This window comes from uncultured Corynebacterium sp., from assembly GCF_947253065.1.
Lineage (GTDB): Bacteria > Actinomycetota > Actinomycetes > Mycobacteriales > Mycobacteriaceae > Corynebacterium.
In genome coordinates this window covers 1-7671 of sequence record NZ_CAMXWS010000053.1, presented here as the reverse complement: position 1 = coordinate 7671, position 7671 = coordinate 1, and the positions used below count along the sequence as shown (strand labels likewise).

The 7671-nt window shown below is 59.1% G+C and carries 10 protein-coding genes and 1 tRNA gene; 4 read left to right on the top strand and 7 right to left on the bottom strand.

From position 1 onward, the window contains the following. Positions 1-5 precede the first annotated feature (5 nt). The 3 genes from Q0X21_RS09515 to Q0X21_RS09505 form a co-directional block, all read right to left on the bottom strand. Positions 6-81, bottom strand: a tRNA-Arg gene (locus Q0X21_RS09515). Positions 82-159: 78 nt separating this feature from the next. Beyond that, on the bottom strand, positions 160-639 hold the full coding sequence (locus tag Q0X21_RS09510; protein ID WP_297851646.1) for a hypothetical protein: 480 nt from the start codon (positions 637-639) through the stop codon (positions 160-162). Positions 640-693: 54 nt separating this feature from the next. Next, positions 694-924, bottom strand: coding sequence for a hypothetical protein (locus Q0X21_RS09505; RefSeq protein WP_297851645.1), 231 nt, complete (start codon positions 922-924; stop codon positions 694-696). 152 nt (positions 925-1076) lie between these two features. Between Q0X21_RS09505 and Q0X21_RS09500 the strand changes: the two genes are divergently transcribed. From Q0X21_RS09500 to panB, 4 genes are read left to right on the top strand one after another with little or no spacing between them, the layout of a single operon-like run. Then, complete coding sequence (locus Q0X21_RS09500) at positions 1077-2267, top strand: ABC transporter substrate-binding protein (protein WP_297851644.1); 1191 nt, start codon at positions 1077-1079, stop codon at positions 2265-2267. A 19-nt stretch (positions 2268-2286) separates the two neighbouring features. Continuing rightward, positions 2287-3372 carry an iron ABC transporter permease gene (locus Q0X21_RS09495; RefSeq protein WP_297851643.1) on the top strand — a complete coding sequence of 362 codons (1086 nt, stop codon included), beginning with the start codon at positions 2287-2289 and terminating at the stop codon, positions 3370-3372. Positions 3373-3377: 5 nt separating this feature from the next. Next, positions 3378-4244, top strand: coding sequence for an ABC transporter ATP-binding protein (locus Q0X21_RS09490; RefSeq protein ID WP_297851642.1), 867 nt, complete (start codon positions 3378-3380; stop codon positions 4242-4244). Between the two features lie 9 nt (positions 4245-4253). Then, positions 4254-5072, top strand: coding sequence for a 3-methyl-2-oxobutanoate hydroxymethyltransferase (panB, locus tag Q0X21_RS09485; protein WP_297851641.1), 819 nt, complete (start codon positions 4254-4256; stop codon positions 5070-5072). Positions 5073-5083: 11 nt separating this feature from the next. Here panB and panC read toward each other — a convergent pair whose 3' ends face one another. From panC to Q0X21_RS09465, 4 genes are all read right to left on the bottom strand, one after another. Next, complete coding sequence (gene panC, locus Q0X21_RS09480; RefSeq protein WP_297851640.1) at positions 5084-5881, bottom strand: pantoate--beta-alanine ligase; 798 nt, start codon at positions 5879-5881, stop codon at positions 5084-5086. Beyond that, on the bottom strand, positions 5847-6185 hold the full coding sequence (locus Q0X21_RS09475) for a transcriptional regulator (RefSeq protein ID WP_297851639.1): 339 nt from the start codon (positions 6183-6185) through the stop codon (positions 5847-5849). The genes panC and Q0X21_RS09475 overlap by 35 nt, the downstream gene beginning before the upstream one ends. Beyond that, positions 6182-6661, bottom strand: coding sequence for a hypothetical protein (locus tag Q0X21_RS09470; RefSeq protein ID WP_297851638.1), 480 nt, complete (start codon positions 6659-6661; stop codon positions 6182-6184). Before Q0X21_RS09470 ends, Q0X21_RS09475 begins: the two co-directional genes overlap by 4 nt. A 94-nt stretch (positions 6662-6755) precedes the next feature. Continuing rightward, a complete protein-coding gene (locus Q0X21_RS09465; RefSeq protein ID WP_297851637.1) occupies positions 6756-7487 on the bottom strand; it encodes a DUF981 family protein in 732 nt (243 codons plus the stop codon). Positions 7488-7671 lie beyond the last annotated feature (184 nt).

Genomic DNA, 7671 nt, shown 5'->3' with positions numbered 1-7671 from the left:
ACACATGGCGCCCCAGAGAGGAATCGAACCTCCGACACCGGCTTTAGGAGAGCCGTGCTCTATCCACTGAGCTACTGAGGCAACGAGAAACTACGTTACCGCACCGACTTCTCACCACGAAAGACGTGTCCCGGACCGATACTGACCAGCCGCGAAAATCTATAGTCTCGCCAGCACCTGGTCGAGTGTCTCGTTGGCAGCTTGGATGGATTCTTCGGAGTCGTCTTTGACGACGATGTTGACGAAGGCTTCACCCTTCTCAGCGATCACGCTGTAAATCGTGGCTTTGGTCCCGTCGTCGAGCACAGAGTGCGAAACGATCGCACTCCCCTTGTCCGCGTCCCCCTCGAATGGATACTCCTCCTCTGTGACGTCTTGCCCGTATCCAGCCATTTCCGCTCTGTAGGAACTGCATGTTTCTGAGTCCAACTGCAGCTCAGTGCCTCCCGCATCCATGATCTCAGCTGCTTGCGCAAAGATCGTCAAACTGTCGGTGTCCAGGTCGGCCATCGAGAAATTATCGGGGCTCATCCTGTCACCATGGTAGGAATTGAACCCCGTCCGGATCGACTCCTCACATTCGGGAGGATCCACTTTCATATTTTCCACGGAGTTCTCCTCCTCCGCGTCCCGAGTCATCTGGATGAACTCCTCAATCTGCTCCGGGCTGCGCACGACGACGGGCTGACCCTTTTACGTGATGCCGTCGAGGATCGTCCGGTAGTCGATGCCCTTAGGGGGCGCGGAAGACTCAGAGCTACCGGAGGCTTCGGCTTGCTCGCTATTGGCGCTAATACCTTCTGCCTGGTGCTCCTGCTGCTGGGCAGTCTCGCCGTTTGAACCGCAGCCAGCAACAGACATGAGCAGCGCGGCGGCTCCGAGAGCTTTCAGAGTGCGGGATGGGGACAGGCTCCTAGGCATCATGCGCCCAATGGTAGGTGCCGGGAACCGTATTGGCCGAAGAAATCGCCCCACAAACCGAATTAGAACACAATCTTGTTTTCTAATTAGGCATGCCTTACCATTCAAAGGGTTACCTGAAACTAAGCATAGGCTTACTTATTGAAAGGTGGATCGTGAAGTTTCCACGCACACTCGCAGCACTGCTGTTTTCGTTCATCGCAGTGCTGGGGCTCGCCGGCTGCTCGTCCGATTCCAGCAACGGTGATACCGCCGGTTCTAATGGGGACAATAAAAATGGCGAGGCAGTTCTGACCGTCACCGACGCGGCTGGACGCACCGTCGACTTCGACAAGCAGCCGGAGCGTATTCTGCTCGGCGAAGGTCGAGGCATTTTCGCCACTTCGATCCTGCAGGACAATCCGTTTGAGAAGGTCGTCGCGTACGGCGATGACTTCGAAAAGGCAGCGCCAGCGATGCGCGAAAAGATCTTGGAGAAGTTCCCGGAGGCCAAGGACTTGCCACAGATCGGTTCGCTGCAGAAGGGCGATGTAACCGTGGAGAACCTCTTGGCACAGAAGCCGGATGTGGTTGTCATGACGCTGGACCAGAAGAAGGTCGCGGAGCAGAACGGCTTTTTGGCCGATATGGACGCTGTGGGCCTGAAGTACGTGTTCACTGACTTCCGCCAGGACCCGCTGAACAACACCGAGGTGTCCATGAAGCTCTTCGGAGATCTCTTCGGCAAGTCCGATCGCGCAGAAAGCTTCATCAAGTTCTACAACGACAAGGTCGCCGACATCACCGACCGCGTGGCAAAGACGACGGAGAAGCCCAATACCGTCGTGTGGATGGCGGCCGGTTTCAAGGACTGCTGCGCCATCGCAGGCGATGCCAACCTGGGCAAACTCGTCGACGCGGCAGGCGGCCATAATGTCGGACCGGAGATTCTCGGCACCGACGAAACAGAGATCACCGTCGAGAAGCTCGTGGAGGTCAATCCTGACAAGCTCATCGTCTCCGGCGGTGAGTGGGCGCGTGACCCGCAGAAGACCGACGCTTTCAGCCACGTCGAGCTGGGGTACAAAGCTGACGAGGCAGCGGCACGCGATTCCTTCGGCGGTCCGCTCAAGACCGCGGGTGTGGAGCAACTGACGGCCCCTAAGGAGGGCGATTTCTTCGCCGTCTACCATCAGTTCTACGACAGCCCGTATAACGTGTTCGCTCTCGAGACATTCGCCAAGTGGCTCCACCCCGAAGAATTTGAGGAGCTGGATCCGGCGAAGGACTTCGAAAATTTCCACGCCGAGTGGATGCCGATCGATTACAGCGGCACCTTCTTCCTCGACGGATACGAAGCCAAATAAGCGATAAGAAAAGAGCTCAATGACCACACGCGTAGCGCCCGACACCGACCTTGAGAAGGATTCGCCGGACCGTGCGATTGAAAACTACCGTCGCCGTGGCCGTCGTAAAGCAATCGCAATTGCTCTTCTTGTCCTCGGCGCGATCGCCAGTTTTCTCGTTGCGGTGGTCGTTGGGCCCATCGATCTTTCGCTTAGCGACGTCTTCCGCGCCGTCTTCGACCCCGACTCCGTCGATCAGCAGACTGAGACCGTCGTGCGCACTCTCCGCCTCCCGGCGGCGGTGATGGCGGTACTCGTAGGCGCGTCGTTGGGGCTGTCCGGCGCGCAAATGCAGACGATCCTGGACAACCCGTTGGCTGAACCGTTCACCCTCGGCATCTCAGCCGCGGCTGCTCTCGGCGCGGCGGTGTCCATCGTGATGGGCTGGACGCTCATCCTGAACGCGCAACTCAACCTCGCGCTCACCGCGGCGCTGTCTGCCCTGTTCGCGGTGCTGATCATCGCGGGCGCGGCGATCTGGCGCGGTGCGAGCGCGGAATCGATGATCCTGCTCGGCATCGCCCTGTCCTTCTTCTTCCAGGCAGTGCTCTCCTTGCTGCAGTACGTGGCCTCCAACGAGGCGCTGCAGCAGATCGTGTTCTGGACGATGGGCTCCATGCAGCGCGCGTCCTGGACCGCGAATATCGTGATCGCCGTCGTGCTCGCACTGGCGATCCCCTTCTGCTCCGTCAATTCGTGGCGCCTTACCGCTCTGTGTCTCGGCGACGACCGCGCCGCCGCGATGGGCATCAACGTCCAACGCTTGCGCGTGACCACCTTGTTGGTCGCATCGCTTTTAGCGGCCGCGTCTGTCGCATTCACAGGCATCATCGGCTTCATCGGCTTGGTCGGCCCACACATTGCGCGCATGATCGTCGGCGAGGACCAGAAATTCTTCCTTCCGGGCGCAGCTGCCGCCGGCGCAATGCTCATGAGCCTCGCCTACGCCGTGTCCTTGTCAATCATCCCCGGTGTGGCTATCCCCCTCGGTATCATCACCGCACTTGTCGGCGTACCGTTCTTCGTGTTCCTCATCTTCACCCGCTCGCGTGGAAGGAGTGCTTAAGCCCCATGGCCATCAGCGCAAAGAATCTCACCGTGCGGTACGGCCGGACGACCATCATCGACGACATGACCTTCGGCCCGCTCGAGGACGGCAAGATCACCGGCCTCATCGGCCCGAACGGCGCCGGCAAATCGACGCTGGTCAAGACCCTCGCCGGCATTAATAAGCCCTCCGCAGGCAGCAGCGACATCGTTGTTGACGGTCGCGCGCTTTCCGCTAAAGAGCGAGTGCAGGCAGTCGGCTACGTGCCGCAGGACATGCTCTCGCGCGCCACACTGACCGCTTTCGAGTCCGTCATGGTCTCCGCGCGTCGCCGCGGCGAGGGCAACGGCAACGCACTGCAGACGACCGCCGAGGTCATGCACCGTCTGGGCATCACGAAGCTGTCGGACCGCATGATTTCGGATATGTCCGGCGGCCAACGTCAGCTCGTGGCCGTCGCGCAGATGCTCGTGCGCTCCCCGCGCATCATGCTTCTCGACGAACCGACCTCCGCCCTCGACCTCCGCCACCAGGTGGAACTGCTGCAGATCATCCAGGACGAGGTCCGCGGCGACGACCGTCAGGCTCTCGTCGCCCTGCACGATCTGAACTTGGCTGCCCGTTTCTGCGACGAGCTACTGGTTATCAAGGATGGCCAGGCGATTGCCAAGGGCACTCCGGCTGAAGTATTGACCCCGGATTTGCTCGAGCGCGTCTACGGCATTTCCGCGCGCATCATCAACGACGCCGGCGTGCCGATCGTGTGCCCGGTGCTGCGTCTCCCCCGCCACGAGGCTCCGACAGACGCGGGTCCGATGGACCCGATCGCGGTCGATGTCGAGAATGCAGATCCCGACGTCATCAACGCCGTCAACTCGGCACGTGTCTAGACTGTCTGCATGATTGGATACCTGGCCCCCACCAAGAAAGTTCGGGTCGCGGACCTGAAGCAGAAAAAACGCGACGGTGAGAAGTGGGCGATGCTCACCGCTTACGACTATTCCGCCGCCCGCGTCTTCGCCGAGGCCGGCATTGAGTGCATGCTCGTCGGTGACTCCGCCGCGAATGTGGTTTATGGCTATGAAACCACGAATCAGGTTTCTGTCGATGAGATGAGCTACCTTGCCGCTGCTGTTGTCCGCGGCGCGGGCAATGCGCTCGTGATTGTTGATCTTCCTTTCGGCAGCTATGAAGCATCGGATGAGCAGTGCGTACGCACCGCTACCGAGATGATCCATCGCAGTGGCGCGCACATGGTCAAGCTTGAAGGTGGCGTGCGCATCGCACCACGTATTCAAGCGCTGAAAGATGCTGGCCTTGCTGTGTGCGCCCACGTGGGATTCACTCCGCAGTCCGTGGATAACCTGAGTGGCTTCAAGGTCCAAGGCCGTGACGACAGTGCTGACCAGCTCTGGGCTGATACCACTGCCGTGGTGGAGGCAGGTGCAGACATGGTTGTCTTTGAGATGGTGCCAGCAGACCTGGCAAAGGAGATCACCGCGAATTTCTCCGTCCCTACTGTAGGGATTGGCGCGGGCCCGGATACCGACGCGCAGGTGCTGGTCTGGCACGACCTTGCAGACTTCCCCGCCGGTGGCCACCGCGCACGTTTCGTGCGTCAGTTCGGCGCAGTCGGCGAGGCCCTGGGAAAGGCAGCCAGCGACTACAAGCGTGCTGTCCACGAGGGTGAATTCCCCGCGGAAGAGCACTCTTTCTAGATAGGTCCCAGTTAGACCTCAATCTCTGTGTTGTCGATAAGTCGGGTCTCCCCCACCTTCGCAGCGACGAGCAGGCGGGCGGGGCCACTGTAATCGGCTGGGAGTTCACCGAGCTCCGGTGTAGTTACTTCGAGGTAGTCGAGTTCAATCTCGGGGGCGGCGTCGAGAAGCGAACGAGCTTCCTCGTACGAACCTGTAGCCAGCGCGCTGGATAAAACTAGCGCTGCTCCGTGCTCTTCGTCGCTTAGGTAGCGGTTGCGTGATGAAAGCGCCAGGCCACTGTCTTCGCGGATGATCGGGCAACCGTGAATGCGCACGGGCAGATGCAGGTCTTCCACCATCTGCCGGATGAGTGCCAACTGTTGGTAGTCCTTCTCCCCAAAGAAAGCGTCCGTGGCGCCGGTGAGGCAGAACAATTTGGCCACCACGGTGAGCACGCCGGCGAAATGAGTCGGGCGGGTCTTGCCTTCCAGGACAGAGCCCAAGGGGCCAGGGTGGATGGTGGTGCGGGGGCCGTGGGGGTACATCGTCGATACGCTTGGTGCGAAGACCGCGTCGACGCCTTCTGCCTCGAGCTTGGCCACGTCCGCCTCGAGCGTGCGCGGGTAGGCATCCAGGTCCTCACCCGGCGCGAACTGGAGCGGGTTGACAAAGATGCTCACCACGACGGGGTTGCCTAATTTTTGAGCCTCACGCACGAGTGAGATGTGCCCGCTGTGCAGCGCGCCCATGGTGGGGACGAGGGAGATCCCGCGTGCGTCGATGAGCGCTTCCTTAAGCTCCTGAGGAGTCCTGGTCAGTTTGGTCATGCGGCTCAGCGTATCGGTTGAGTGCTTCGAGGTGACCTTCGAGTGCCTTCTCCCCCGCCTTGGTCAGCGTCACCCACACGGTGTCCTTTGCACGTGAAGATCCGTATTCGCGGAAACGGGTGACATACCCATGCTCCTCAAGGACTGTGAGCTGCTTTGACAGTGTCGCGTCCGACAAGTCCGTGATCTCGCGCAGCCGCGAAAATTTCATCTCGCGTCGCGTCTTGCCCTCCGTAGCGCCACCAGCGCGCAGGGCCGCACAGATCTTCAGTCGATTCAGCGGATGAATAACCGGGTCGATCAATGGTACTTCCTCCACGTCAGGCCGTAACCCGCGATCATCACGGCTGTGGCAATAATTCCAACAACGATGCCAACGACAGCATGTCCATCCGGGTAGCGGTCCGCGAAGACCTGCATGCCGATGTATGCGATGGTGTAGAGCACCATGAAAGTGAGGAACCGTTTCCAGCTCCACGTGCCCTCATCAGCCTGCACATCCTGCTTCATCGCAGTGCGAACGGTCTTTTGACTGCTGAACTCCAGCACTATTATCAGAACCAGCGATACGACCAGCACGAGCAGCCCCCACACCATTCCGGCAAGCATGAGACCGATGCCGAGACCGAAGACGGCACTAACCGCCACGATCATCGGCCACGGTATTGGCACCCGCGCGGCACGCACTTCGATATCGCGGACGGCCGCGAGTGATTCATTTGCCTCGTCAGGCTCAACCTCGTGACCGGTTCCCTGACCGAGAATCGCCTTGTTTTCCATACCGGAAACCCTATTATTTTCCGCAATGGCAAGCAAGAGATAAAGAAAAACTCCACGCCCCTTTCATGGACGTGGAGAAGGAGCGGGAAATCCGCTACATCGTATTCACAATCAGACCGATGTGGGTGTAGAAATTCATCGCGCCGAACAGGAACCAGATTGCACCCGAAATCAGCCACAACCACTCAATGGTCTTGAACAGACCAGAGACAGTTTTCTCATTAGTGCCACGGACAGCGAACGGAAGCAGCACTGCGCCAAGCCCAACCATGGAAAACAGCACGCCAAGGAAGCTGGCTTCCATCATTGGCCAATCAGCAAAAGCGCCAGAAATCGGCTCCTCCGGCGGAGCAGCGAAAAGGGTATACACAACACCCGCAAGGGCGATACCGAAGAGAGCAAGACCCAAACCAGCGATGAAGATCGTGGCAGGCCGCAGAGTCTTCATCGCACCATAGAAACTGACTTCCTTACCTGCTGCGTAGTACTCACGTTTATTCCAGAGATAAAACGCAGAAACCGCAAGCAGCACACTGAAACCAAGAGAGGTTTCACCGAAGACAATATTGTCGAACGCAAAATCAGGCGCCAACGGCCACGTGAGAGTCATATGCAGGCCCGTCGGGAAGAGGATCATCGCTAGACCAGCAAAGGTCAACGCATACCCCTCTACACCTTCAAGCTTGCCCGTGCGGAAATCCTTGAAGAACATCGCAACAGCGATCAAGCCTGCGCCCACAGCCACGGCCATGATCGTGTTGTATGTGGGCATCCCACTCCAATCAATCAGACCGGGATTTGATTCACCTGTAAAAAACTTATTCATATATGCGACCGTAACTCCACGGAGCACAAGGTCGCCAAAACCGGATATATGACAGCCCCGAACGGGGCCCGCATTCAAGCAGGTGAAATTGTTATAAATGGTGCTAGTGTTACCAATGTGAATAGCATGAATCGCTCTGCCCTCTCCCGCCGCCGCTTCATCGGCCGCGCATCCGCCCTCGCCG